The organism is Selenomonas sp. FC4001, from assembly GCF_000701565.1.
GTDB classification, from domain to species: domain Bacteria; phylum Bacillota; class Negativicutes; order Selenomonadales; family Selenomonadaceae; genus Selenomonas_A; species Selenomonas_A ruminantium_B.
The window spans coordinates 25,184-51,189 of record NZ_JNJF01000011.1; the positions used below are offsets into that span (position 1 = coordinate 25,184).

A 26,006-nucleotide genomic window follows, 5' to 3' on the forward strand; every position below is an offset into this window, starting at 1 on the left:
CCTGATAATCCCCAATAGGTAGCTTATGCGGTGTTTTATTTGTTGGAGGTGTTTCCCCATGATAGTCGATAACGTCCGCGTTATTATCGAGAACGGAACATTTTCAGCGGAAGATGCGCAGTATTATATCAATCGCATTAAAAAGACCTCAAAATTTTCCCTGAAGAAGGTTATTTTTAATCGATCTGATGCGTATTTAGATATTCGTTATTCGTTTGAGTCAATCCCCTTCGACCGAATTAGACGAATTCCTCTGAAAAAAGAGTCCTTCGAAAATCGCGCAGTAAACAACTGACGTGCGGCTTCCCCAGCCGTTTTCTGACAGGAATAAGCCCCTGAAACCATTGGTTTCAGGGGCTTATTCCTTTTTATATGCTCAACAGTTGAATTTGAAACCGTCCAGCTGCCAGATTTTTCCGCTTAGGGACTTAAGTCTTCCATTGGATTCCACGGTGAGTTCCGGCTGAATGTTTTTCTCCGGGAACACCAGGAGGCTGGCGGCTCCTTCGCCATGCTGGAAGAAGGCTTCCACCGCTGTCTTGTCCACGAAAATCTGCAGCGAGAGATTTTCATCGGCAAACAGGCGGAAGCGGCGCACGCCCCGGCCGCCATTGCGCATTTCATTGCGGTCAATGGACATAACCTGCGCCTTGAGGTCATAGATAAAGCGCAGCTTCTCCGCACCAAAGGCAATGGTGATGACGATTTCCTTGCTTTCTCCGAGTTCCATATCCAGAAGAATTTCCGAACCGTCAAAGAGCGTGCGGCTGATTGCTGTCGTATTCTCAGCTTCCAGTTCCACTGCCGTTTCCGCAATGCGCAAATCCTTCATTTCCCGCGCCGGACGGGAGTAAATATGGCCCTGACGCAGACGCAGCTCACGCGGCATGGTCAGGCTGTACTGCCAGCCCTTTTCCGCCGTGGGATATTCGTTATCCTTGTCAGGCATCCCCATCCAGCCAATCAGAATCTGGCGTCCTTCATGCGTCAGCACCTGCGGTGCGTAAAAATCAAAGCCCTTGTCCAGTTCCTGGAACTTGGTATGCTGCATCATATCCATGCTGTCCAGAGATAAATGCCCTGCGATATAACCGGCCTGATAGAGGTTCTGCCGGTCAAAGGCTCGTTCATCCAATCCCTGCGGACAGAAAATCAGCACATCATAACTGCCAAACTGCACGAGGTTGGGGCATTCCCACATATAGCCGAACTCCCCTAAGCGGGTCTGTACCTCGCCCAGATTCTTCCAGCCTTCCGCAGTTTCTTCGTAAACCAGCACCGTACCTGTTTCGTCCGCTTCCCGCTGGGCACCAATCACAAAGTACCGCTTGCCCCGGCGCGTAAAGAGATAGGGGTCACGGAAATGGCCGGTAATACCTTCCGGATGGTCCGGCACGATGATGTCTTCCTTCTTAATCTGACCGCCCTTCAAGCTGCCAAAACGCTGCGCAGGAATCCGCACGCCATCTTCCTTGCGGTTGCAGGTATAAAGCACCCGCAGCTGTCCGTCCTCCACGGTGCCGCAGCCGGAGTAACAGCCATCCTTATCGTGGACATCATCCGGCCACAGGGCCAGTTCCGGTGTGCTGTAATGTATGAAATCCCGGGTTGCCGTATGCGCCCAGCACTTGTTCTTATGCTCACAGCCCAGCGGATTCCACTGATAGAAAACATGGAACTTGCCATCGCAAAAAGCCAGTCCATTGGGGTCATTAATCAGACCAAAGGGCATTTCCAAATGGAACCGGTTATGCCAGCGGTGTTCCATGGGGAAACCAGCTTTTAACTTTTCATCTATTTCCTGCTTGTTGAATTTTTCCATATGAGTCACCTTCCTTATTACAAAAGGCTGCCACCCGAAAGCGACAGCCTCAACTCTTTATTCTTCCGGCTTAAATAACGTAAAGGTCAGCGCAAAGGCAACCCCAAAGCCGATGAGATTTACAATCACATATTCCAGCAGATGGTCAAGATACAAGAGCGTACCCGGCAGAACCGTGATACCCATGCCCGTACCTGCCAGATGCAGGAAGCTGGCCACGCCGCCAGCGCAGGCACCGCCAACGAGTGCATAGAGGAACGGCTTCATGAAACGCAGGTTGATACCGAAGATAGCCGGTTCCGTAATGCCCAGGAATGCAGGTACAGCAGAGGAAATGTAGAGCGCGCGTTTCTTCGGGTCCTGCGTCTTCATGGCAACAGCCACAGCCGCACCGCCCTGCGCTACGATAGCACCGGTGATGATGGCATTGAAGGGGTCAACGCCCGTAGTAGCCAGGAGCTGTACTTCCAGAGCGTTAAACACATGATGCACACCAAATACTACGATAACCTGCTGCAGACCACCGACGATGAAACCGCCGATCCCCATAGGCATCTGCAAGAATGCGGAAACCGCACCGAAAATCGTCGTTTCCAGAGAATGCATGATGGGGCCGATGATGAGGATACCCAGAATCATGGAGATGAACAGGGTAACAAACGGCGTAACAATCAGGTCAATAATATCGGGGACTACCGTCTTGAGGGCTTTCTGCAGTTTCGCAGCAAAGATACCGAGAACGAGAGCCGGCAGAACAGAACCCTGATAGCCAACGATACCAATGGTCATACCGAAGATTTCCATCGGAATGGGCTTCACATCGCCACCGGCAACCGCCCAAGCGTTTGGCAGCTGCGGGCCAACGAGCATGAGGCCGAGCACCAGACCGATAACCGGCGTACCGCCGAAGCGTTTCATCGTGGACCAGCAAACGAGTGCCGGCAGGAAGATGAAGGCCGTATCCGTGAGGATCTGGCTCAGGAGCAGTACATTATCGCTGAACTGCACGCCCAGACTCTGTGCTGCACCGCGCAGACCCATGAACAAACCGGTTGCCACCAGTACGGGGATGATGGGTACGAATACGTCACCCAGCGTACGGGAAATCTTCTGCAGCGGCGTCATCTGTGCATAAGCCTCTTCCTTATTGCTGACACCGGAGAAATTCGTGCCCTTGACGAATTCTGCAAAGACCTTGTCCACAAAGCCCGTGCCCAGGATAATCTGATACTGCGCAGCTGCAAAGAACTGGCCCTTTACGCCATCGATGTTTTCAATCGCTTTCTCATCGATTTTGGACTTGTCGTTAATGATGAGGCGCAGGCGCGTAGCGCAGTGTTCTGCATTGCGCACGTTGTCCATGCCGCCTACATATTTTTCAATGAGCTTGGCCACGCGGGCTTCCTGCGGAAGGTCCGCGTATTCGTCGTCAGCCGTCACCGTTTCGGCCTTGGCTTCAGCTTCAGCAGAAACGATTTCCTTATCGCCCAGAGCGATGGTGATTTTGTCAAATTCAGTGGAATTGGTTACAACGAACGGCGTAGTGATGTCATAACCTGCCGCCTTGATGGCCTCGCCGTCAAATTCCAGCAGCAGCTGGCCCTTTTTCACCGTTGCACCCTGCTCCACATGTGCCGTGAAGTGCTCGCCATTCAGTTTCACGGTGTCCAGACCAACATGAATCAGCAGGTCTTCACCGTTCACACCATGAATGCCGATAGCGTGCTTCGTCTCAAAAAGCACCGTAATTTCACCGTCAACGGGAGCGTAAACCTTCCCGTCCGGGTTCTTCACTGCTGCACCAAAGCCCATGGCCCCGCTGGCAAAAGCCGGGTCATTCACCTGGGACAGTTCCACCAGTTCGCCTTTCAGCGGGCTGTCCAAACGAATTTCCTTCATAGGAAATGCCTCCTTCTAAATATTCGCGTCTTCAAAATATAATTCCTGCAAGGGTAAAATATGAAACCAATTTCATATTTACAGTTTACAAGTTCCATATCGCTTTGTCAAGATTGAACTTGCAAAAATCCGTCAAAAACGGTCAAGAGTCTCTCTTTCATCTCAACAATAAGATACTGTGTACAGCCGAAGCGGGGGCAAAAGGCACGACTACGCTAAGCCGCTGTTCCTTTTGCCCCCGCTCCGGCCCTGTTAGTTTTCTTTCATTTTCAAGAACCTCGCAAAACCTCTGCTTAACCTCGCAAATCAAAAATAGTGTCAAACGCCGTAAAAATAAAGGCTTTGCAGGGATCTATCCTATTTCCTTTAATGTCAACCTCGCAAAATCGTCCTATAACCTCGCAAAATCACCACTCTCCTAAAAGGACTTTATTCCACTACTGCCGGACCAGCTTCATAGGTACGATTTGGGTCATATTTATTGCCCTTGGACTTAATCAGCTTTCTCTTCATTAAATTATTCAGTCGTGTTCTTACTGTATTGTCTGACTTTCCAACATAAGCAGCTAATTGCGCACGACTAGCGTTCCCACGATTTAATATATATGCCAATATAGCCTGTTCCATATAGTCAAGCTGTCTCCAGACCGAAATACCTACATTGTTCAGTGCATACAATTCTCGACGCATCCTGCGCATTACAATATTATTCTTCAAGACTAATTTCAATGTTTCACCATTTTCGCTGTACACTGGCTCATCCAAAAAGAACTCTGCCATATCACTGTATATACGGTTCACGCCTTCATTAAGCTCCCTTACCCAACCAAATTCCGTCATAACACGAGAAATCCGCGGATTTCTGGAATACCGAGTTTCCTTGATATTCTCTAGCGTCACAATATTAGGCAAACGGCCAGGGCTTTCCACTTCTAAACGGTCGTCATACATACTTACTTTAATAAAATTGCCACTCATAGCATATTCACGGTGAGTTACTGCATTTACAATTCCCTCCAGCCATGCAAAATCAGGGTACTCTGGCACAACACGAAATTTTCCTTCCCTAACATCCAACATAGTAAATTCTCTTAACTGCGTGGCAATGAACTCCCTTGCTGCATCAATTATCCGTAGCAGCGGAAGCTCTATGCTCTTGTCTCGAATGATATTTATTCTTGTTCCTGTTTTAGCCGAGTCTCCTTCATAACGCAAAAAGCGCACACGGCAATTAGGATAGAACTTAGCTATATTCCTGGCAAAAAGCAATACTGCTGCATTTGTCAGATAGTCTCTATCGTCCACTTTCTTGATAAAACCTCTTGCATTCAGCACTTGCCAATCTGTAGACTCATCTGCATCTAACCTATGACGATATTCCCTAAGCAGCTCCTCATCCAAATCCTCTAAAGTCGCATCCCTATTGATTTCGTCCTCAAAATGACGCGTGCTTTTAGCATATTCGAGATTTATCAAATCTTCGCCACGAAGTTCCTTTGTCTTATCTCCTATACGCAAATACGTACGGTCATCACTTGTACGGATAATTTGATCTATACTCTTTTGTACATGAAGCAATAATAATCTGTCCTGCTGCCCCTCTTCATTTTCTATTTCTAAAAATTCTTCATCGCATTGAGGCATAGGCTTACAACAATCTTTACGTGCAGCTATCAATCCATTCACACGCTCTTCACCTACAGAATTTATTCCCTCTAACCTGCGGCTCTTATCACTAATTCCTATAACAATCGTACCACCATCTGCATTTGCAAAAGCCGATATTAAGGGAGCTAAATCAGCAGGCTTGATTTTTGCAGATTTCCTATCAAAATATTTATTCTCATTTTCATTTTGCATATACTCCAAATTAAGGAAAGGATTAATATGTGATTGGATTGCCAATTTTTTCCCTCTCTTCATCAACTCTTATGTGCGAATAATATACACTGCTCTAAAAATACGCTCAACTTAATCATTATAATCTATTAACATATATTTGTCGATATCATAATAACCATTCATTGCTTAACCATTTTCCATACTCTATTTTTGCCAAAAATACTTCTTTTCCGGTTTTGGTTCTTGGTCTTCATTAAAAACTCTTAACCAATTATTCCCAGCATAGGACTCAATAGACTCAATAATCTTTTTTACCTTCTGTTTATCAAAATCTGACTGTGGATAATATATCATAGATTGCCCAAATCCATAGCCATCATACCTGGATACTGGTATGCTCCAAATCCCCTTATCACGCTCATTTCTCGGTAACAAAACACAATCATCAGCCTTAGCTAACGCATTATAAGGATAGTAATAATCATCAATCATTACTTCTTGTATTGTTCTATAAAAAGTAGAATTTTTATACCATCCAACCACTGCGGGATGATGAGTATCTAACGTAGCACACCATATCACAAGAACATCATCTACATACTCAGCCTCCTTATCAGCCATATTTCCTGTAATATTTTCTAAATGTATAGTATTAGTTACTCCATGATTATGCTTAGGTTCCACAAACCCAAAGCATACTTCCTCTCCATCAGCATCTTTCGTAGGATAGAAATTTGTCACCTCTCCACCTGTACCATTTTCGTCAATATAACTGCCACCTCTAGAAGGTTGATCATAGAAAGTAACCCCTTTGTAATACTTCATGGAAGTAATCTTACAAAAAATAACATTCATTTTACATACCTTCTTATAGTTTAATTTTGCCATTTGATTTCGTAATCAATCATAAATTGCAGGTCTTCCACACTTATTACAAAATTTTGCACTTTCAGGAAGTCTATATCCACAGTTTTGACAGTATTTATATCCTGCTAATACACCAGCTGCCTCTGGATTAAAATGATTGTTACATTTTAATTTATCTTTTTCTTTATGTCCTACGTTATGATACCCCTTCTTTAATTCTCTATAATCAATTTTATACTTGTTTGCCAGGCTATCCAATTCCCCATCCAACTGGTCTGAATTAGGATATTCCCATTCTGTGTCTCGAAATCTCTCATCATGTGCCCATAATCCATTAGCATGTAAAAGCTCATGATAAATCACATATTTAATTGCCTCCCGGCTTACATCCGGCGAAGATAACAGCTTATTAATACGTATTCTATAAGTATCCGAGCTTAATTTATGACATATCCCTAACCAGCTTTTAACGACTCGTTCGCTCCAACTAATTGCTATCACATTTGCCGTTTTTAATGAAGGATACGCACTATAAATCTCATTGGATAATTCTTCAATATCATAATAGTCATCTACTAAATGATATTCTTTCCTTTCATCCTCATTATATATTTCTGCTTTTTTATATGCTGATAATATATTTTCGACTGCACGTCTGTAAGAAACAAATTGTGGATACAAGGATTGTATTCTTGATGATGATTCATACTTTTCTTGTAGCCAATATATCGCTCTTCCACTTAAATCATATACACAATCAGGATACTTTTCTAAAACCATCTGCGCCATAAAATGCGGATCAGCAATATCTGTTTCTGCCAATTCATAGTACGACGGCAACTCTCTTTTCTCTTGTGCATAAATAAGTAAATTATCTACATCTTCACTAGAGGGCTGAGTACATTCTGCAAAATAATTGTCTTTAATAAATTCAGCAGAACGATTCTCATCCAAAAGAACATCAAGATACTTCTGCATATCTTGATATGCTTCCAACTGATCATTTAATACTATTACAGCAGACTTATTTGGAATCGCATACCAACCAACAGGCCATCGTGGAAGATCTTCAATTACTTCCCAATTAGTTTTAATATTTTTGCTTATATTCCGATATATTTCAACAAATTCATCCAGTGGAATGATAGTATTCTCATCATCAGTATTTTCATCATCTTCTAATTCAATATTTTCATCATAATTTTCATCTTCAACAATATCATTTATTTCATTATATCCTTTATCATTCGCTATAATATCATGTACATCCACATCTTTGAATACATCCAAGTCTTTCGGTTTGAACCAAAAATGTAACATTTCCCATTTATCGTGAAAATCGACAATGTAAGCTTCTTTCGTTCCTCCTGCATAAGGGCCTCTTAATGCTCGGCCAATCATTTGCATAAAAAGTGAATCACTATTTGTTTCTCTAGTCATAAAAGCAGTTTGTATATCTGGTACATCAGCTCCTTCCGTTAAAATTTGAACATTAATTAACACGTCAAATGCATTTTCACGAAAAGCTTGAATAACATCATGGTTATCAGTTTTTCCCGAAACTACATAATCACAGGCAATTCCTGCTGTAGAAAAAATATCATATAGTTCTTCCGCATGATTCTTATTGATTGCAAAGATTATAGTTTTCCCATATTTTTTACGATTATCCAAATAATGATTTACTATACATTTATTCCTAGCTACATTACAAGCTATTCTATCAAAAACAGCTTCAGGCAATTCACCGAATTGCTCGAAAAACTTGATATTTTTTTCATCAATATTATATACTTTATCACCATGAATCTCTGTATTGACTGGTATATAACGTGGTGTAGCTAAATATTCGTATTGTATTAAGTGTTGTAAGGAAACCTCGTAAATAAACCCCTTTCCATATTTCTCCCGATTTTCCTCTACATTAAACATCTTCATAAGCACCTGATTATCTTGTAAGCGTTTTGGCGTAGCAGTTAGCCCCAGCAATATCATGGCAGGATTAATATGACGAATTTTCTCTAGCACATTCTGATATGACTGCATTGGAGCATGGTGAGCCTCATCAATGACAACAACTACTTTTCTAGCTCCTGGCGTCCCCAGCATCCTCCGAATGAATCGCATACCGTTTCTGGTAGCTACGGACATTATAGAACAAACATTTATATCATAGCCTGATGATTGCGACATTCCAGCATGTTGACTAGATATTGGCAGGATCTTTATTTTCTTTATTCCATGTTCTGAAAGTATTGGAGCTACACGGCAAAATTCCTTCAATGCCTGTCCCACCAATTCCTGCCGATGTGCAAACCAGATAACACGATACCCTGCAGGGATAACACTTTCCATAAGCCATGTAATTGTCGTAAATGTTTTCCCACTTCCTGTTGGCATTATGAGTAAACCACTTTGTTCTTTCGTACAGTTACCTGACAAATCATAATACGCATTTAGCGCATTTACAGCCTCCTGTTGATGAGGCATCATCAGCTTTCTTCCATCTGACTTTGACTTAGTTGTATTGATTGTATAGTCCCATTTTCCCGCATAACTCATATACGCCGCCCACTTTCTAATAGAATCTCATATTCGAATACTTCGACATTGATAAAAATTTTTCCTCTATCATTGCTTATATGCAATAGCTTCTGACGAGGCGGTTAGTGGTTGTTCTAAGCGCAGCGTTTGACAGTTGGCGTAAAGAAAATAATTTTTGCCCACATACAAAAAAACTCAAAGCACTTTTGTCTGAACGCAGTGAGTTTAAGTGCTTTGAGTTTTATAAAAGGCAAAAATTATTTTTAGCCAACTGGCTTAGCAGCGCGTGAACAACCCCCAGCCGCCCCGCCAGCCACGAACCAGGATAGCGGTAATCACTGCACCAGCAGGTCGCGGAATTTGGTGAACTCTTTTTGGAAGAACAGCTGCACGCTATCGACCGGGCCGTTACGGTGTTTCGCCACGATGATTTCGGTGATGTTCTTGTTCTCCGTATCCTTATCGTAGTAATCTTCGCGATAGAGGAACATAACAATATCCGCATCCTGCTCCAAAGACCCGGATTCACGCAGGTCGGAGAGCATCGGCTTTTTAATCTGGCGACTTTCTACGGAACGGGAGAGCTGGGAAAGGGCGATAACCGGCACATCCAGTTCACGCGCTAATGCTTTGAGCGAACGGGAAATCTCGGAGATTTCCTGCTGACGGTTGTCGCTGTTCTTGCTGGCGCGGCCCTGCATGAGCTGCAGATAGTCGATGATGATGAGGTCAAGGCCATGCTCCGCCTTGAGGCGCCGGGCCTTGGAACGCAGTTCCATAACCGTGATGCCTGCCGTATCATCAATATAGATAGGGGCCCGGCTCATACGGTCGGCCACGCCGACGAGCTTGTTCCATTCCACCTCGTCGAGCTGGCCGGTGCGGAGTCTTGACGCATCAATGCCGCCTTCGGAGCAGAGCATACGCTGCATGAGCTGCTCCTTGCTCATTTCGAGCGAGAAAAAGGCCACATTGCCGCCATGCAGACCAACATAGCTCGCAATATTCAGCGTGAAGGCCGTCTTACCCATTGAAGGACGAGCCGCCACTAAGATGAGGTCCGACTTCTGCAGGCCCGCCGTCAGCTTGTCCAAATCCTTAAACCCAGAACTCAGGCCCGTAAGCCCGCCCTTGGATTCATAGAGCACATTGATGCGTTCAAAGGTGCGCATGACGATATTCTTCATGGACTCAAAAGCCCCGCCCCCCCGGCGGCTGGCCACGGCGAGAATCTTCTTCTCCGCCTCGTCCATGATGTTTTCGACTTCATCGCTGTCCTCATAGGCCTTGCCCGCAATTTCCGTGGCCACGTTGATAAGGTTTCTGAGCTCTGCCTTTTCCTTGACGATTTTAGCGTGGTAGCTGACATTGGCCGCAGTGGCCACGATATTGGCCAGCTGGGTAATAAAGCCAAGGCCGCCCACCTTGTCGAGCATATCGGTTTTCCGCAGTTCCTCCGTCAAGGTTACCAAATCCACTGCTTCATCATTATTCTGCAGACGCACCATGGCCTCGTAGATAATACGGTGGGTTTCCCGGTAAAAGTCATCCGGGCGCAGGATTTCCTGCACCTCAATGATGGCTTCTTTCTTTATGAGCATGGCCCCCAAAACCGCCTGTTCGGCTTCAATGTTCTGGGGTGGTACACGTTCTGGCAATGCCATTTTCTTACTCCTCTTCCTTCTCCATTTCCGGCGCAAAGATATACTTAAAGGCTTCTTCCGCAGTGTCCACAGGATGAATATCCAGTCCCAGATGCTCCTGCGGAATATCCTTGCTGTTTTCCTTGGGGATTACCAAAGTTCTGATACCCGCCTGTTTGGCCCCATAGGCCTTTTCAAAGACGCCGCCAACCGGGCGCACCCGGCCTGCCAAAGAAATTTCGCCGGTTACCGCCACATCCTGACGGATTTTGCGGCCAGTTACGGCACTGGTGATAACCGCCAGTATTGCCGTACCTGCGCTCGGTCCGTCAATATTGCCGCCGCCAATCACATTGATATGCACATCATAATCATGCAAATCCTTGCCGGTGAGCTGACGCATCACCGAAGCTGCATTGAACACGGAATCCTTGGCCATGGAACCGGCGGTTTCATTGAAGCGCACCGTGCCCTTGCCCTTTTCCTTGGCCGGAAAAGCCACTGCTTCAATCTCGATGGCCGAGCCTAAGAAGCCTGCTACCCCAAGTCCGAAGATATGGCCCTGGAGGGCATTATCCGAAGCCTTCTTGGTGACGTAAGGTGTCAGACGGCTGACCTGCGTCACCTCGTAGATATCTGCCTTGGTGATTTCCACCTGCGGGCCATTTTCCGTGCCCAAATCCTCCACCTTGAACTCGTCCCCAACACCGCAGCGTTCCAAGGCCAGACTGTAAGCGTCGGCCAGGATATTGATGGCCTTGCGGCCCTCGATGGTGTACTCGCTGATTAAGGCCGTCACTTCATCGCTGACCGTAACCTTGAGCTTTTCTGCCGCATTGCGCACAATCTGCTGAATGTGCTTCGGCGTCAGCGGTTCGAAGTAAATCTCCGCACAGCGGGAGCGCAGCGCCGGATTGATATGGCCTGCATCCCGGGTGGTAGCGCCAATCAGCACGAAATCTGCCGGTGCGCCTTCCTCAAAGAGCTTCTTGATATAGGGTGGCACCTTCTTATCCGTAGGGTCATAGTAAGCCGACTCGAAATAGGCCCTCTTGTCTTCGAGCACCTTTAGCAATTTGTTCTGCAGCATTTCATCCATTTCACCGATTTCATCGATAAACAGGATGCCGCCGTGGGCGTCCGTAACAAGGCCCGGTTTCGGTTCGGGAATACCGCTGTCCGCCAGCGTCTTCTGCGCGCCTTGATAGATTGGGTCATGAACGGAACCTAATAGAGGATTGGTAATATCCCGCGGGTCCCAACGCAAGGTTGTGCCGTCCGTCTCCACAAAGGGCGCTTCCTCACCGAAAGGTGATACGGCCTTTTTCTTAGCCGCTTCCAGCACCAATCTGGCTGCCGTGGTCTTGCCCACGCCGGGAGGGCCGTAAAGCAGCAGGTGCTGGGGATAAGGGGAGCTGAGTTTAGCCATCAGCGACTTAACCGCCCGCTCCTGACCGACAATTTCCGAGAAGTCCTGCGGGCGCAGAAGTTCCATAATGGACTGGGTCAGCTTAATCGTTTCCAGCTTTTCCAGTTTCTCCCGCTTTTCCTTGTCCTGCGGACTTTCATTGCCGCCTTTTTCGTCCTTTATGACCTGCTGGCGGATATCGTTCACATAATCTGCGTGATCTTTTTCGAGTTTTTCATTGACCTTCTTCTCAATGCTGTCTTCCACATTGCGGCGGGCCACAATGTCCGCCACCCGCTCGGACAGGGCATCCATAATGGCGGGCACCTGTTCCGGCTTGGGCGCAGGATTGATCAGCGGGTCTTCCCCTAAGATGCGCTGCAGGGCCAGTACCCGTTCACAGGGGTCTGCGGAGCGCATGAGGTCCAGTGCCTTCATCTTCCCGGCCTGAATCACCAGTTTTTCCGTGCCCATAACGTCTACCAAAATGGCGTAGAGGGCCTCAATCTGCCTATCCAGCGGGGTAGCACTGCGTGAAGCAGGAGCAGGCAATGCCTGCTCCTGTTTTTTCGTAAATAGATTGCGAATATAATCCAGAAATTTCATATCAACCTGCCACTACATTGACCTTGATGGTGCTGGTAATCGAAGGATGCACCTTGATGACGGCTTCGTATTCACCAACGCCCGTTACATCACCCTTGATGGTGATTTTCCGGCGGTCAATATCAATCTTTTCCTTCTTCAAAGCATCGGCTACATCCTTGCCCGTAACAGAGCCGAACAGCTTGCCGTTTTCGCCGATTTTCACGGGGATGGTCACAGAAACCTTTTCGAGCTGGGCTGCCATCAGTTTTGCTTCATCCGTAGCCATGGCTTCCTTGCGGGCCTTGGAACCAGCCTGCGCCTTGGCCACATTCATATTCTCAGCGTTGGCGAGCACGGCTGCCTTGCGGGGCAGGAGAAAGTTGCGGCCGTAGCCTTCCGATACTTCCACGATTTCGCCTTTCTTGCCTAATTTTTTAACGTCCTGCTGCAGAATCACTTTCATCTTTATCATTCTCCTCGATATATTTTTCGCTTATCTCAATAACCTTGGCCTTGATTGCCTCAATGTCGCCGTCTTTCACCTGCGCACCGGCCACATTCTGATGGCCGCCGCCGCCGAAGGCTTCCATGATGACCTGCACATTGAGTTCACCAGTGGAGCGGGCACTGAGGCCGACGGTATCCTCCGTCAGCTGGAAGATGAGGATGCTCATGCGCACATTTTCAATGCGCAGCAAGCTGTCCGCCGCCTGCGCTGCGATAACCTGAATGTTGGGGATACGCTCGGAAATGGTGGACACAATGAGTCCGCCGGGGAAGAGTTCCGCCCGCGCCTTGGTCTTAGCCAAAGCCACCGTAGTATCAAAATCGGAGCGGAAGAGATGGCGCACCATGACCGGGTCAGCCCCGCTGCGCCGCAGGAAGGCCGCCGCATCAAAGGTTCGCACGCCGGTCTGTACCGCAAAGTTCTTGGTATCCACCACAATGCCGGAATAAAGGGCGGTAGCATCCATTCGTCCCAAGCGGATATCCTCGCCAAAGTACATCAGAAGCTCCGTTATCAGCTCACTCGTGGAGCTGGCACCAGGCTCGATGTAAACCAGCAGCGGGCTCTTGATGAAGTTCTCGCTGCGGCGATGATGGTCGATAACCACCACCTGATGAACCCGCTCCAGCAAAGTGGGGTCGGCCACCAGGTGGGGAATATGCGTATCCACCACGATGAGCACCGGGTTAAGAGCCGTGCTGCCCTTAATATCCTCGGCGTGAACGAACACGCCTTCGTATTCCTCTTTATCTTTAAGCAAATCATGGAATTTGTCAATACCATCGTTCATATCCGACAGCACGATATGGTAAGGCTTTTCCAGCTGACGGGCCATCTTGGCCACGCCCATAGCTGCGCCGAAGCAGTCAAAGTCCTCATTATGGTGCCCCATAATGTAGATTTCGTCGGCACCTTCCATGATTTCCCGAATGGCATGAGCCACCACCCGCGCCTTGACACGGGTATGCTTCTCCACGGCCTTAGCCCGGCCGCCAAAGAACTGGGTCTTGCCGTTCATCTGCACGGCCACTTGGTCGCCGCCGCGGCCCAAAGCCAAATCCAGTCCTGCCTGCGCCTGCGCCCCCAGCTCGGCCATGGTCTGATTTTCCGCCACAGCTACGCCCATGGACAGTGTTACCGGCAAACGGTTGGTGCTCTGCAACTGACGCGCCTTATCCAGCACATCGAACTTCTCGTTCATGGCCTGATCCAGCCCCTCACGGGTCAGAATCACCACATACAAGTCCTCGCTGACACGGCGCATAAAGCCGCCGAGATTCTTCATCCATTTATCAATGGTCTGATTGACGGCCAGCAGCAGCGATGTGCGCTCAGCTTCCGTCTGCCCCTGCATGACCTCGTCATAGTTATCAATCTGAATGTAAACCAATACTGTACGGCTCTGCTGATAGGTACTCTTGAGCTGTTCATGGCTGGTCACATCCTGAATGTAAAGAGTCATCAGCGGTTCCTGACGCGGAGCCATCTTCACCGGATGATAGAACACATGATAATACCTGTCCTCATGGGCAAAGACGTATTCGCCTTCCTGCCCCCAGACCGGCGCAATGATGATACCCGGCCAGATATCCTTCACATCCGTATCCTGTTCGGGCTTTTCCCCTAAGTATGCGGTAATGCGGTCATTGCACCACTGCAGGCGCCCTTCCTCATTGACAATCATAATGGCCTGTGGCAGCTCATCCACCGCATAATTGAGCATTTCATTGATATTGCGCACTACATTGCGGCAATACCGCTCGAAGCGCCTGGACCTGTCCGCGCACCGTTCCCGGGCGAAAGAAGCCAGCGCCAGCCATACCACACCGGCAATGGCGGCAATGTAAAAATTGTAATAGGATAGCACGCCGATAAGCACCAGCATGATAAGCAAATGTATCGATAAATCTATCCACGCCGAAAGATTTCGTGGCATTTAGCGCACCTCATTTCTGATTGCGGGCAGAAAAACGCTGCCGGTAGTCAAAAATCATATCGATAAGCCCCGTCATGGCCACCACCTGGGCCAAAAAGGGATTCATCACAATAAACACGTAAAAGACAATCCTCAAAAAAAGACTCACCCTGAAATGACGGAACAGGCAGTGCATCAGCACCAGCCCCTGCAAAAGTCCGGCCATAATGGCCAGTGCATTGGCATTCAGGGAAATCTGATAGAGCCACATAATCTGCCTGGTGCCGCCCCAGTAGAGCCCCACCAGCGCAAAGCCAAAGAGATACAGGAAAGCCTGCGGCAAACGCCACTCATGTACAGGCGGGAACTGCGGCACATTATGGCCCAGCCGTTTCAGGATTTTTCCGCCCGTCACATAGGCCACGCCGCCATACAACAGCCCTATAATAATAAATACCAGAGGGAAAAGATACGTCAGCATCTGTAGTCCCTGCTCAATTTCCGCCCGGGTCTTGGCCAGAGTATCCTCACTCATGCCCATCCCCTCGTAGAGCTGCAAAGATGTGTCAAAGGAAGACTGCAAAAGTTCCACCTGCATAGTCAGCGGATTCACATCCGTAACCAAAAGCAGCAATCCAACAGACGCTGCCTGCCCAGCAATCGCTGCTGCAATCGTCAGCAGAAAAGCCTTCACACCGGACAAGCCTTTGGCAAATGCCCAGCCAAGAAGCAGTCCTGCCGGAGCATACGCAATCACCAGCCGCAGGGACAGTAACGGTTCCAAAAGAAGCCCCATCAATACACCCGCCGCCGCTGCCGCCATCAGCCCCCAGCGCAGTCCATGACGCGCCACCAGAACAATCAGCGGCAGCGGCCAGAACAGTACCAGCAAAAAGCCAATAAAGGGCAGATAAACCGCCATTAACGCCAGCACCACACTAAGTGCCGTCAAGAGCCCGCTCTCCGTCAACGGTGTCATTCTATGTTGATTCATGTTGTCATCCTTTCTGAAAATCACATTTCATTATAGCAGAAAAGGATAGGCATGTCTTGAGGGCAGGTACTAAAACCATCAACGGCGTACTAGTATATAGCATTATATATTGTTTAATGCTCACAAAAACGCCCTCAGCCAATGCCTGAGAGCGTTTTGAGGTATCGTTATTTCTGCACCGCCGCAGCTTTTTCTTTACAAGTCTGATACAGCTGTTTAACCTCGTCTGTACCATAGCGGCTGTTGGCTGCTATGCGCAGGTCTTTTTCAGCTTCGGCATATTTACCCTGCTGGTAACGGCAGATGCCGCGCACGTATTCAGCCATGCCCATCATGCCGGGGAGAAGTAAATCTCTGGCACTGCGATTATGGATGGAAGTGTTGGCATCCCGTTCGGCCTGCTCATAGTCGTGGAGCATGAATCGGCAATAAGCTCTGCCCGCATAACCACCCAACCGCTCATTGATGTGAATGGCCTTGGTATAAAGTGGGATTGCTTCTTCATATTTTTTGCTGCTCCGCAGGCTATTGGCCTGTTCTAACAGCTGCAGCGCCCGCTGATTATCGGCCGGCGTCACCTTGCGAAAAACCTTCTGATTTGCCATGACAAAGGACGGTTGCAACGTGGACAGCGGCAGGGATATCAGCACCCCTGCTAAAAACAGACAAAGAATTTTTTTCATCATAAAAGGCCTCAGTTCAGACGTGCCACATAAGCTGCTGGAATATCTTTGGCTGCCGGTCTGGAATCATGGTAAGCCTGATATTCCATCAGCGCACTGTCTTCAGCACCCTGCAGATGGAATATATCACCGGCCAGCTTGTAGGCATAAGTATTGGATTGCGGCGACTGCAAAGCCGTATTGCAATCATTTAAGGCACTGTCCAACTTGCCCATGTCCTTGTAGATAATTGCCCGGGCAACGTAGCTGGAACCTAGTTCCGGATTCATCGCAATGGCTTCATTGGCCATCTTTAAGGCCTCGTCAAATTTCCCCTGCTTACCCAGCACCGTTGCCATACCGCTCTTTGCAGACGGATTGGTATTATCCAGCTTGGAGGAACGCTTAAATTCCTGCTCGGCCAAATTGGTCAGGCCCATTTTCAGATACGTCTGACCGTTTATGGCCTTATCGTTGGAATCATGCTTGCGGGCGGCCTGCTCCTGACGCAGTTCACGGTTCCGCTGTTTGCGATCCATTTCGTCCTGCAGATATTCTTCGCGTGCATTATTCTTTACATCATTGTTATAGGCACGTTCTACTAATGCCTGGAAGCGCTGCCCCAGACCTTTTTCAACCTTCAGTGCATTCTTGAGCGGCTGATAGGCGGGGTCATTGTTGAGGAAATCCACGGTGCCATCTGCATTGGTCTTAAAATTCCACGAAGCATAGAAGCGGTTATCATGGAAGCCCTTGGCAATGCCGCCGGAAATCAGATAAGCCATTTCCTCAGCATCCTGCAACCCTTCCGGTTCAGCAGTCAGCAACAATTCCTTGTCAAAGTATACATCGTTGACATTCTTGACTTCCGTATGGCCGATACCATATTTGTGCAGCAGTTCAGCCATGTCCTTCAGTCGCTTGCGTGTATCCGGATGGTCGCTGGGATTGAAGAAATCTGCCACCTGACTGCGGTGTTCCGTATAATAGCTCATACGGGCCATGGCTGCTGCCGCACCGCCCGGGTTGAAACCAGCCGATGCCATGACATAGAAGCCATTGCGGTCGGCATCTTTTTCATCGGCGACATTGATGTTTTTCACCGTCAGAAAGCGAAGGGTCGCATCCGACAAGCCCGTAAGACCCACGCCTACACCGAAGTTCGATGCACTCAGGGCACTGTTGGCCATGCCGGAGAGCGCATTCGCCCAAGTGCTTTTTGCGGCGCTATTGGCAATATGCTGATTGAAGCCATGGGTCATTTCATGGCCTAACACAGCGGCAACCATATCCCGGTTATAGCCGCATTTTTCTACGAAACCATCATGCACGATGATAAAATTGGAAAAATAACAGGAGGCGTTAAACGTGTTGTTGGGCACAACCTGCCAACGAAACGGCAGGGAATTGTTGCGCAGCACATAATCGCCACGTTCAATCATCTGCTTCATGATTTCATCCGTCATCTTCACAGCCCGTGCATCAACCGGACGATTGGCCGTGGCATGGCGCGTCGCTAAATCATGATGGGCATTCTGTACCGTTGGGTTATCGCCAGCGCTAAGGAAATTTGAGCGCAGCGCATCTGCCTGTATCGAGGCACCGATTATACTGCCGACCACATTCCCCCAGCCAAAAGCCTGCGCCGTCGGCAGACCAGCCGGCAAGAAGCTGAACATCCCTGCTGCCAGCAAGGCTGCCGCAACTTTCTTCTGCCATTTTTTCTGTCTGATTTTCTTTCCCTGAATCATACTTCCTCCTAAAATAAAAGCCGAAAAACACGCTTTCAAAAACACCTGTACTTTAGCAGATATTTTCTAAGGGAATTATAATCTTCCTCTAATAAATTTGCAATAATTACAGCGAAAAAATTCCGATGACATATTTTATATCATCGGAATTTTTTCGCTGTAAGAGTTACATTTCGCAACCCTTTTATTTTTTTACCGTTCCGCAATACACTCCGCCAGAATATCGGCCACATGTTTTACCTTAACCCGCGGATTTTGCTGGTTGAGGCCGCCGCCTATCTGCATCATGCAGGCCGGGCAGGCTACGGCTACAGTATCGGCTCCAGTATTTGCGATATTCTCCAGTTTATCATGGAGGATGGGCTTGGAGATTTCACTGTACTTGACGCCGAAGGCACCGGCCATGCCGCAGCAACGGTCGCTGTCCTTCATCTCCACGAAGTCTGCGCCGGTCATTTTGATGAGTTCCCGGGGCTGTTCCCAAACGCCTAAGCCGCGGCGCATATGGCAGGAATCGTGGTAGGTGATACGGCTGCCTCTTTCGTTCTGGGGAAGGGTACGGCCCCGCGCCTTATACTGCTCGGCCACAAAGCTGGTGAACTCCCGCACCTTTCTAGCCAAAGCTGCGGCTCTATCCCGCCACTCGGGGTCATCCTTAAAGAGTTCCTTGTAGGTGCGCTCCAAGGTTTCGGCGCAGGTGGGACAGGCGCTGATAATCACATCGGCTCCCGTGGCTTCCAGGGCTTCAATATTCTGCTTGGCAATGACCTTGCCCGTCTCCCGGTCGCCCATGCCCAAGACCGGCTTGCCGCAGCAGGTCTGCTCCTGCGGATAGGTCACGGCTATGTTCAAATCCTGCAATACCTTTACCACAGATTCGCCGGTATCGGGGAATACAAAGTCCATATTGCAGCCGCTGAAGAAGGCCGCCGTCATAACGGGATTCTTAGGATTATGCTTGCACAAATCCTCCGTGCGGTCACGCAAGGGCTTGGCCGCAATAGCAGGCAGGCTTCTGCCATCGGTCATGCCGGAGAAGAACAACGGCAGATGGCGGATAAACTTGCCGGACTGCACCGGTTTCTGTGCCACGGAACCAATGCGCAGAAGCGAATGGAATACCTTGCGGTGTGTAAGTATATGTTGGAAGGCGGTTTTTTCCGGCATGGAAAGACCGTATTTCTTCACATAGCGGGCCCGCAGTTCGTCAATGAGGTCAGGGATGGGGATTTCACCCGGACAGATGGTGGTGCACTGACGGCAGCCAATGCAGAGGTCGCTGAACTTGGAGAAAGCCTCCATATTGCCCAACAGGCCCGTCAGGATAGCGCCAATGCCGCCGGAATAGATATGGCCGTAGACATGGCCGCCCACCATGCGCCAGATGGGGCAGACATTAAGGCAGGAAGCACAGCGCACGCACTGATAAACCTGTTTCATCTTGGGATCTTTGGCCGCAGCCAGACGACCGTTATCCAGAAGGATTACATACTGTTTGCGGTTTTCCTCCACCCATTTGCCGTCCTTCTTGTAGATGATGGGGGTAGGCCCAGAAACCATAGTCATGTAGCTGGTCATACGCTGGCAGGTGCCGTTGCGGGGCAGCAGGCGCAGGATTTTGGCAGCATCCTTGATTTTAGGAATCAGTTTTTCATAACCGATAAGCACCACGTGAATCTTCGGCGTGGTCGTAACCAGACGTGCGTTACCTTCATTGGTCACAAGGCCAATCGCACCATTTTCTGCAATGCCGAAGTTCGCACCCGTGATACCCAAATCTGCATTCAAAAATTCTTCCCGCAGAACACGGCGAGCCGTATGAATCATATAGGAAATATCGCTGGGCACTTCCTCGTGCAATTCCTGTTCAAAGAAACCAGCGCACTGTTCCTTGTTGAGGTGAATCGCCGGCATAACCATATGGGACGGCTTCTGGCCAGCTACCGAGAGCATCCACTCGCCCAAATCCGTTTCTCTTACATGCAGGCCAGCTTCTTCCAAAGCGCCATTAAGTTTGATTTCCTCCGTAGCCATGGACTTGGATTTAACGATGCGCTGCACGCCATTTTCCTCACAAATCTGCAGGAGAATCTTCTTCACATCATCACCAGTGGCAGCCCGGAACACCTTGCCGCCCCGCTCCTCTACGGAATGCTGGAATTCATCAGCCAGAGCATCGATATGGTCAACAGCCCAGCGCTTCATGGTGCGCAAATCATCCCGCAAATCGTCAATGCTGTCCACATTGGCGTAGGCTTTGAGACGGGCCAGCGGATACTCAGAGGTAAACTTGGCCAGCGCCCCCTGCATGACATTATCATCAAGTTTCGTGTGGATTTCCTTGCGGATATTGCGTTTTTCCTTTACGGCCATGGTCAAGCCCTCCCTTGTGCTGGTTCATCAACGGCAATTACGATAAAGCGGCCGGGGCCGTGAACCCCGAGACTCAATACACGTTCAATGTCAGCTGTACGGCTCGGGCCGGTGATAAAGCCCATATAGCCCTTCTTGTATACCTTGGAAATCACGCGAAAAGCCGTGTCGATATTCTTGACCATGTGGTCAGCCTGCAGAAAAACAATATGTGTCGGGGGAAGCATGCCAGTAACGCGGGACTCGTAGGAGGCTGTATCCACACAGACGCTGCCGCTCTCTCCTACGCCGAATTCTGCCGTGGAAATGCCCAAATCCGCCTGTGGTGCATGTTCGGCTATCGCGAACTTATCCGTATAAACCACCCGGCCATGACCTTCCAAGTGTTTATACATCATACCTAAGCGCGGATTTTCCTCGCCACCAACGGCCAAAATCTCCTTGGCTTCCATGTCATCCACCAATTCCTGCAGCAACTGCTCCGCTTCCTGCCAGGTGCCAGCATGAACGAGCTCCGTAGCCGCCGCTTTTGTGTTTTCGGCGAATTCGTCCCAGTATTTACCGCTGACCAGCTGCTCATCAAATGCTTTTGACGGCCAATCTGCACATACTTTTTCCATAAAGGCTCCCCCTTTTTAGATAAAACCACTCTCCTATAATACCTATAAATTCATCATATGAATAGTATAACTTTATTTTCTGAAAATGTCAACTTTTCATTCATGTAATACATAAAAAAAGAGATTCACAGACTGTGCTTTCTGTGAATCTCTCCCTATTTAACTCATCTTTTCTCTGACGAATTCCCGCAGCAGCTGCAAATGCATATTCATGTAGCTGGCCGCATCATCAGGCTGCTTATCCATGATTGCCTGCGCAATTTTGCGGTGATAGCGGATGGTATTGCTGTCCCGCTGAGCATCCTTGGTAATGGCGATATTCTGCGCAATGGAAGTATTGAGGATGTAAGTCAGATTACCAAAAACCTTATTGCCGCTGGCTTCGGCAATCAAACGATGGAAGCGGGCGTCGGCGGCCACATAGGACTCACCGGCCTCAATGCAGCGTTCCACTTCTTCCGCCTGCGCCATTATCTCAGCTTTTTCTTCTTCGCCGGCTCGCGCTGCGGCCAGTCTGGCCACGTGTGGCTCGAATAACAGGCGCACATCCAGCATATCGACAATCAGCTCGCTGTCCTCTTCGATAAAGGTCAGCCCCAACGGGTCATCAGGAATGCCCCGCTGATGGGACACATAGGAACCAGCCCCCTGACGGATGTCCAGAATATTTCTGGCTGCCAGGAGCTTTATTCCTTCCCGCAGGGTTCCTCTGCCCACGCCCAGCTTCTCCATGAAAACCGGTTCTGTGGGCAATTTGTCCCCGGGTTTCAAATGATTATCCAAAATGTACTGGATTATGGACTGGGCCGTATCTTCGGCTAATGTTGCTTTTGCCATTATTTTTCAAACACGCTCATATCGAGGCTCGTAAAGCCCGTGAGCAACTCCTTTACTTTATCTGCGATAATCTCTACACCGCCAGCCTTGCGGCTTTCCACATTCAGCGGCATATTGGGGTCATGGAGGGACATTCTGAGGAGTGCCCAACCATCCGGGAATACCAAACGCACACCTTCATAGGACGGTTTGGCAATTTTAATGCCTGCGGCCTGAGCACGTTCCTCGAATTTTTGCAGCACATCATTGCCATAGCCGCGGAAATCTTCTTCGCCCTTGATTTTCAGGCGGAATTCACGGCCTTCCACCGGCTCGCCCAGCTTGGCCACCAAATCAGAGAGTTTCTTGCCTTTGGCGCGGGCTTTGGCAGCGGCAATCAAGAGTTTGACTGCCAGATAGGCACCGTCATCGAGATAGTAGTTTTCCGACAGGGCACCGTGACCGGAAGTCTCGATAGCCAGCGGAGAAACCGTACCGGCCTTATTCTGGCGGATGCACTCGTCAATGACGTTCTTGTAGCCACGCATGTAACGCAGATGCTTGAGGCCCAGTTCCTTTTCGAGGAAGATGGTCAGTTCATCACTGGTAACAGAGTCCGTAATAATCGTGCTGCCAGGATAATCCGGTGCAAGAATGGCGGCCATCATGGCAATCAGCGCATTACGGCTGATTTCCTTGCCGTTTTTGAGTACGGCACTCATGCGGTCAACGTCCGTATCGAAAATCAAGCCCAAATCTGCACGGCTGTCCAGCACGGCTTTTTTGATGGCTGCCATAGCCTGCTTGTTTTCGGGGTTGGGGATGTGATTGGGGAAGTGCCCATCCGGTTCCAAAAAGACGCTGCCGGAAGTATTGGCACCCAGACGGCTCAAGACTTGCGTAGCAAAGAAGCCGCCTGCACCATTGCCGGCATCCACCACAATGTGCATGCCTTTCAATGGTTCATTCTCCCCGCCCAGAGCCTGACGGATTTTCTTGCGCAGGTGATGACCATAGCGTTCAATCAAATCGTATTTCTGAACCTTAGCCAAGTCCCCTTCGACCACAGGGTTGCGGGAGGCATTTTTGAGGATAGCGATAACATCATCATGTTCCACGCCGCCGTCCTTCGTGAAGAACTTGAGGCCATTGCGGTTGTAGGGCAGGTGACTTGCCGTAATCATAATGGAGCCGTCCATCTTAGTTTCCGGGAAAACGATGGACATAAACATAGCCGGCGTAGAAGCCAGGCCGCAATCCACTGCTACTACTCCTGCCGCCGTCAGAGCGTTCAAGACTGCCTTTTTGAGGTCGCCAGCCGACAGGCGGGAATCATGGCCGACAGCAATGCGCAGATCTTTTTTCTTCTTGCCGGTCTTGTCAGCCAGAAAATCAAGGAACCCGCTGGCAATGACATTCGCTGCATCAGTGCTCAAGGTCACAGGCTCGTCTGCCACGCCTTCAATGGCCACACCACGCACATCACTGCCGTTAGCCAGCTTCATCAGATTCTTTTCCGGAATAATCATAGATAATGCCTCCCCTGTTGTTGTCATATAATATATAGATTCGTCATATACTTGCTGATTTCCTGCAAGGAATGATTTCTCATGGCGACCGAACCAATCCACCATAAAGGCATAAGAAAAGCCGCCTCTTGACCTGCAAAATCGGGGGCGGCGATTCTTAATCGTTGTTCACATCTGTAGGGCTGACCGTCACCGGTAGCCTTTCTTGTGTTCTATATTACCATGTTTTGTCCAAAAAATCAATTCTACTCAAGCGCCAAAGAACTCATTTTCCACCGCAATGCACAGCATATGATACACCGGCAGATGCAATTCCTGAATCTTGAAGGTTTCGTCCTCCGGCACGCAGATATTGATATCCGCAAGGCTGCGGGCTTTGATTTTGCCGCCGCTATGTCCCAACAGGCCGATGGATTTTACACCCTTGACCTTAGCCATTTCCAACGCATAAATTACGTTGGTGCTATTGCCAGAAGTAGAGATAGCAAGCAATACATCCCCTTCATCCCCCATGCCCAAAAGCTGTTGGGCAAAGGATAAATCCGGCGCCTGGTCATTGGCAAAGGCCGTGTTGAGCGCCACCTGATTGACCATGGACAGCGCAGGCAGAGCTCCCTGCAAATTGTCAATGAGATACTGCGCATCTTCGCCGCAGTTTGCACGAATTTTCTCGGCCAGTTCCCCCTTGATTTCCCGCTTGAGCAGGAAACCTTTCATCAACTCGCCTACGATATGTTCGCTGTCCGAAGCACTGCCGCCATTGCCGCAGGCAATCAGCTTATGCCCGCCGCGGTAGCTCTCACAGATAGCCTCGACAGCCGCCTGCAAATCAGCCCGGCACTCCGCCATCTGCGGATAGCGGGCAATTAAGTCTTCGACACATTTCAGGGTTGTTTCTTTAACCAAAATAGATACTCCTTATAAACCTCATCCGCCCCTACGGGGCACCTTCCCCAGAGGGGAAGGCTGTATATCGTTACTTGTTCCTATATTTATTCGCCGTGCTGCGGGCATCATAGCCATCCTGCGGGCCACGGATATCCTGAATCGGCTGGTTGTTGCGCGGCGTAATATCAATCGGCTCGTTCGGACGATTGTAGTTATTCATCTGCGATGCGTATACATTTTCCTTGCCGCGGTTGCGGAACTTATTCCAAGCCCAGCGAATCAGCATAAACACGGCCAGGAACATCACCACATTGGCAATGACGCCAAAGATATCCCCCAGCATCGAGCTGCCAAAGAGATTGCCCAGCATGGAACCGAGCAGCATACCACCAGCCAGCAGGCCTACGGTACGCAGGGCATTGCCCCAACGGCTGCCGCTCTGGGTATTAGCGGCCGTATTGGCAGCAGCGTTGCTCTTGCTGCCCGCCGCCGGAGCATTCTTATCGAGGCTCTTGGCATCCTTGGAGGGCTTATAGGTATCGCCGCTGCCGGATACGGACTTATGGGTATCGGCATTGCTCTTAGGCGCAGCTGCCTTAGGAGCTGCAGCCTTTGGTGCGCTCTTGGCACCGCCGCCAAGTTTTGCCCCGCCTTTGGCGGCGTAGGCCGTAGCCGTATAGCTCATATTTACCACAGGAACTGTAGTCATTACCATTGCTCCCACCATCAGGGACGCGAGAATTTTCTTCATCTTCATGTCAAATCTCCTTTTGACTCTGTCCATTATTCTTTATAGGATTTGATATCTTCAGGGAACGCATAGATTTCCCCCACCGTGTCCAGCTCGCCGGACAGATAGCGGTCGATATCGTCCACATCAATGTAGAGTTTGCAATCGAGATCGAGATAGCCCTGCTCCGTGCCATTTGACAGGTCACGAATGGCCATCAGCTTTTCCCGGAGCTTCAAGAGCTCACTGCGGGTAGCATGAATATCCAGTTTAATCTGGGGCACACCATACTCTTTCAAGACTTCGTCCATGGTCATACGCTGCGACATAGTGTTCATCCTTTCATCTTTGACTTTTTGATGTTTATTATTCTAGCAGGATATGCTGAAAATAACATGATAATCTCACTTTTGGGACATTTTTTCCTTCATGCGGTCTAAAATCTGCTGCAGCTGCCGCTTTTGACGCAAATGCGTCTCATAATCCAAATCATTAGAATCAATGACCAGACGCTTGTTAATCGCGTCGATACTGGCCTGCAGCCGCGCCATAGCCGCCGTTTTGTCATCCATAAATCTTATCCTCCAACGGCTATAAGTATAACAAA

The 26,006-nt window shown here is 49.0% G+C and carries 21 protein-coding genes; 1 reads left to right on the forward strand and 20 read right to left on the reverse strand.

The window, feature by feature from the left end; all coding sequences use genetic code 11:
• Positions 1 to 58: 58 nt before the first annotated feature.
• Positions 59 to 295 carry a hypothetical protein gene (locus tag T320_RS05235; RefSeq protein WP_026759667.1) on the forward strand — a complete coding sequence of 79 codons (237 nt, stop codon included), beginning with the start codon at positions 59 to 61 and terminating at the stop codon, positions 293 to 295.
• Positions 296 to 376: 81 nt separating this feature from the next.
• Here T320_RS05235 and T320_RS05240 read toward each other — a convergent pair whose 3' ends face one another.
• The 20 genes from T320_RS05240 to T320_RS05335 all read right to left on the reverse strand — a co-directional run bounded on the left by T320_RS05240 (position 377) and on the right by T320_RS05335 (position 25,971).
• A complete protein-coding gene (locus T320_RS05240; protein WP_037353681.1) occupies positions 377 to 1,822 on the reverse strand; it encodes a glycoside hydrolase family 32 protein in 1,446 nt (481 codons plus the stop codon).
• 57 nt (positions 1,823 to 1,879) lie between these two features.
• Positions 1,880 to 3,721 carry a glucose PTS transporter subunit IIA gene (locus tag T320_RS05245; protein WP_026759665.1) on the reverse strand — a complete coding sequence of 614 codons (1,842 nt, stop codon included), beginning with the start codon at positions 3,719 to 3,721 and terminating at the stop codon, positions 1,880 to 1,882.
• A 429-nt stretch (positions 3,722 to 4,150) separates the two neighbouring features.
• On the reverse strand, positions 4,151 to 5,626 hold the full coding sequence (locus T320_RS05250) for an ATP-binding protein (RefSeq protein ID WP_230578429.1): 1,476 nt from the start codon (positions 5,624 to 5,626) through the stop codon (positions 4,151 to 4,153).
• Positions 5,627 to 5,767: 141 nt separating this feature from the next.
• Positions 5,768 to 6,451 carry a hypothetical protein gene (locus T320_RS05255; RefSeq protein ID WP_143142237.1) on the reverse strand — a complete coding sequence of 228 codons (684 nt, stop codon included), beginning with the start codon at positions 6,449 to 6,451 and terminating at the stop codon, positions 5,768 to 5,770.
• A gap of 12 nt (positions 6,452 to 6,463) precedes the next feature.
• The gene (locus T320_RS05260; RefSeq protein WP_081824778.1) at positions 6,464 to 8,992 is read right to left on the reverse strand and encodes a DEAD/DEAH box helicase family protein; all 2,529 of its coding nucleotides are present in this window, start codon (positions 8,990 to 8,992) and stop codon (positions 6,464 to 6,466) included.
• Positions 8,993 to 9,309: 317 nt separating this feature from the next.
• A complete protein-coding gene (gene dnaB / locus T320_RS05265) occupies positions 9,310 to 10,638 on the reverse strand; it encodes a replicative DNA helicase (RefSeq protein ID WP_197019378.1) in 1,329 nt (442 codons plus the stop codon).
• Between the two features lie 4 nt (positions 10,639 to 10,642).
• Complete coding sequence (gene lonC / locus T320_RS05270; protein ID WP_037353688.1) at positions 10,643 to 12,631, reverse strand: Lon family ATP-dependent protease; 1,989 nt, start codon at positions 12,629 to 12,631, stop codon at positions 10,643 to 10,645.
• A gap of 1 nt (position 12,632) precedes the next feature.
• Entirely contained in the window at positions 12,633 to 13,076 is a 444-nt protein-coding gene (gene rplI / locus T320_RS05275; RefSeq protein WP_026759660.1) for a 50S ribosomal protein L9, read from the reverse strand.
• Entirely contained in the window at positions 13,048 to 15,057 is a 2,010-nt protein-coding gene (locus tag T320_RS05280; RefSeq protein WP_037353691.1) for a DHH family phosphoesterase, read from the reverse strand. The genes rplI and T320_RS05280 overlap by 29 nt, the downstream gene beginning before the upstream one ends.
• Before the next feature lie 10 nt (positions 15,058 to 15,067).
• Complete coding sequence (locus T320_RS05285) at positions 15,068 to 16,030, reverse strand: YybS family protein (RefSeq protein WP_037353693.1); 963 nt, start codon at positions 16,028 to 16,030, stop codon at positions 15,068 to 15,070.
• Positions 16,031 to 16,197: 167 nt separating this feature from the next.
• Complete coding sequence (locus tag T320_RS05290; protein ID WP_037353695.1) at positions 16,198 to 16,716, reverse strand: tetratricopeptide repeat protein; 519 nt, start codon at positions 16,714 to 16,716, stop codon at positions 16,198 to 16,200.
• Positions 16,717 to 16,724: 8 nt separating this feature from the next.
• Positions 16,725 to 18,443: a M48 family metallopeptidase gene (locus tag T320_RS05295; protein WP_037353697.1), complete on the reverse strand. Its 1,719-nt coding sequence runs from the start codon at positions 18,441 to 18,443 to the stop codon at positions 16,725 to 16,727.
• Between the two features lie 192 nt (positions 18,444 to 18,635).
• The gene (ldhH, locus tag T320_RS05300; protein ID WP_037353699.1) at positions 18,636 to 20,816 is read right to left on the reverse strand and encodes an L-lactate dehydrogenase (quinone) large subunit LdhH; all 2,181 of its coding nucleotides are present in this window, start codon (positions 20,814 to 20,816) and stop codon (positions 18,636 to 18,638) included.
• Positions 20,817 to 20,818: 2 nt separating this feature from the next.
• Positions 20,819 to 21,436: a LutC/YkgG family protein gene (locus T320_RS05305; protein ID WP_037353701.1), complete on the reverse strand. Its 618-nt coding sequence runs from the start codon at positions 21,434 to 21,436 to the stop codon at positions 20,819 to 20,821.
• Between the two features lie 159 nt (positions 21,437 to 21,595).
• A complete protein-coding gene (locus T320_RS05310; protein ID WP_026759653.1) occupies positions 21,596 to 22,273 on the reverse strand; it encodes a FadR/GntR family transcriptional regulator in 678 nt (225 codons plus the stop codon).
• Entirely contained in the window at positions 22,273 to 23,781 is a 1,509-nt protein-coding gene (locus T320_RS05315; RefSeq protein WP_037353704.1) for a phosphohexomutase domain-containing protein, read from the reverse strand. The genes T320_RS05310 and T320_RS05315 overlap by 1 nt, the downstream gene beginning before the upstream one ends.
• A gap of 249 nt (positions 23,782 to 24,030) precedes the next feature.
• The gene (locus T320_RS05320) at positions 24,031 to 24,687 is read right to left on the reverse strand and encodes a D-sedoheptulose-7-phosphate isomerase (RefSeq protein ID WP_037353707.1); all 657 of its coding nucleotides are present in this window, start codon (positions 24,685 to 24,687) and stop codon (positions 24,031 to 24,033) included.
• 70 nt (positions 24,688 to 24,757) lie between these two features.
• Positions 24,758 to 25,426, reverse strand: a complete 669-nt coding sequence (locus T320_RS05325; RefSeq protein ID WP_037353709.1) for a hypothetical protein — start codon at positions 25,424 to 25,426, stop codon at positions 24,758 to 24,760.
• Positions 25,427 to 25,452: 26 nt separating this feature from the next.
• The gene (locus tag T320_RS05330) at positions 25,453 to 25,728 is read right to left on the reverse strand and encodes a hypothetical protein (protein ID WP_026759649.1); all 276 of its coding nucleotides are present in this window, start codon (positions 25,726 to 25,728) and stop codon (positions 25,453 to 25,455) included.
• Positions 25,729 to 25,803: 75 nt separating this feature from the next.
• Positions 25,804 to 25,971, reverse strand: a complete 168-nt coding sequence (locus T320_RS05335) for a hypothetical protein (protein WP_037353711.1) — start codon at positions 25,969 to 25,971, stop codon at positions 25,804 to 25,806.
• Positions 25,972 to 26,006: the final 35 nt, after the last annotated feature.

What these genes read in the sequence shown, in the direction of transcription:
- T320_RS05235 (WP_026759667.1), top strand. Translation starts at nt 59, where the DNA reads ATGATAGTCGATAACGTCCGCGTTATTATCGAGAACGGAACATTTTCA.
- T320_RS05240 (WP_037353681.1), bottom strand. Translation starts at nt 1,822, where the DNA reads ATGGAAAAATTCAACAAGCAGGAAATAGATGAAAAGTTAAAAGCTGGT.
- T320_RS05245 (WP_026759665.1), bottom strand. Translation starts at nt 3,721, where the DNA reads ATGAAGGAAATTCGTTTGGACAGCCCGCTGAAAGGCGAACTGGTGGAA.
- T320_RS05255 (WP_143142237.1), bottom strand. Translation starts at nt 6,451, where the DNA reads ATGGCAAAATTAAACTATAAGAAGGTATGTAAAATGAATGTTATTTTT.
- T320_RS05260 (WP_081824778.1), bottom strand. Translation starts at nt 8,992, where the DNA reads ATGAGTTATGCGGGAAAATGGGACTATACAATCAATACAACTAAGTCA.
- dnaB (WP_197019378.1), bottom strand. Translation starts at nt 10,638, where the DNA reads ATGGCATTGCCAGAACGTGTACCACCCCAGAACATTGAAGCCGAACAG.
- lonC (WP_037353688.1), bottom strand. Translation starts at nt 12,631, where the DNA reads ATGAAATTTCTGGATTATATTCGCAATCTATTTACGAAAAAACAGGAG.
- rplI (WP_026759660.1), bottom strand. Translation starts at nt 13,076, where the DNA reads ATGAAAGTGATTCTGCAGCAGGACGTTAAAAAATTAGGCAAGAAAGGC.
- T320_RS05280 (WP_037353691.1), bottom strand. Translation starts at nt 15,057, where the DNA reads ATGCCACGAAATCTTTCGGCGTGGATAGATTTATCGATACATTTGCTT.
- T320_RS05285 (WP_037353693.1), bottom strand. Translation starts at nt 16,030, where the DNA reads ATGAATCAACATAGAATGACACCGTTGACGGAGAGCGGGCTCTTGACG.
- T320_RS05290 (WP_037353695.1), bottom strand. Translation starts at nt 16,716, where the DNA reads ATGATGAAAAAAATTCTTTGTCTGTTTTTAGCAGGGGTGCTGATATCC.
- T320_RS05295 (WP_037353697.1), bottom strand. Translation starts at nt 18,443, where the DNA reads ATGATTCAGGGAAAGAAAATCAGACAGAAAAAATGGCAGAAGAAAGTT.
- ldhH (WP_037353699.1), bottom strand. Translation starts at nt 20,816, where the DNA reads ATGGCCGTAAAGGAAAAACGCAATATCCGCAAGGAAATCCACACGAAA.
- T320_RS05305 (WP_037353701.1), bottom strand. Translation starts at nt 21,436, where the DNA reads ATGGAAAAAGTATGTGCAGATTGGCCGTCAAAAGCATTTGATGAGCAG.
- T320_RS05310 (WP_026759653.1), bottom strand. Translation starts at nt 22,273, where the DNA reads ATGGCAAAAGCAACATTAGCCGAAGATACGGCCCAGTCCATAATCCAG.
- T320_RS05315 (WP_037353704.1), bottom strand. Translation starts at nt 23,781, where the DNA reads ATGATTATTCCGGAAAAGAATCTGATGAAGCTGGCTAACGGCAGTGAT.
- T320_RS05325 (WP_037353709.1), bottom strand. Translation starts at nt 25,426, where the DNA reads ATGAAGATGAAGAAAATTCTCGCGTCCCTGATGGTGGGAGCAATGGTA.
- T320_RS05330 (WP_026759649.1), bottom strand. Translation starts at nt 25,728, where the DNA reads ATGTCGCAGCGTATGACCATGGACGAAGTCTTGAAAGAGTATGGTGTG.
- T320_RS05335 (WP_037353711.1), bottom strand. Translation starts at nt 25,971, where the DNA reads ATGGATGACAAAACGGCGGCTATGGCGCGGCTGCAGGCCAGTATCGAC.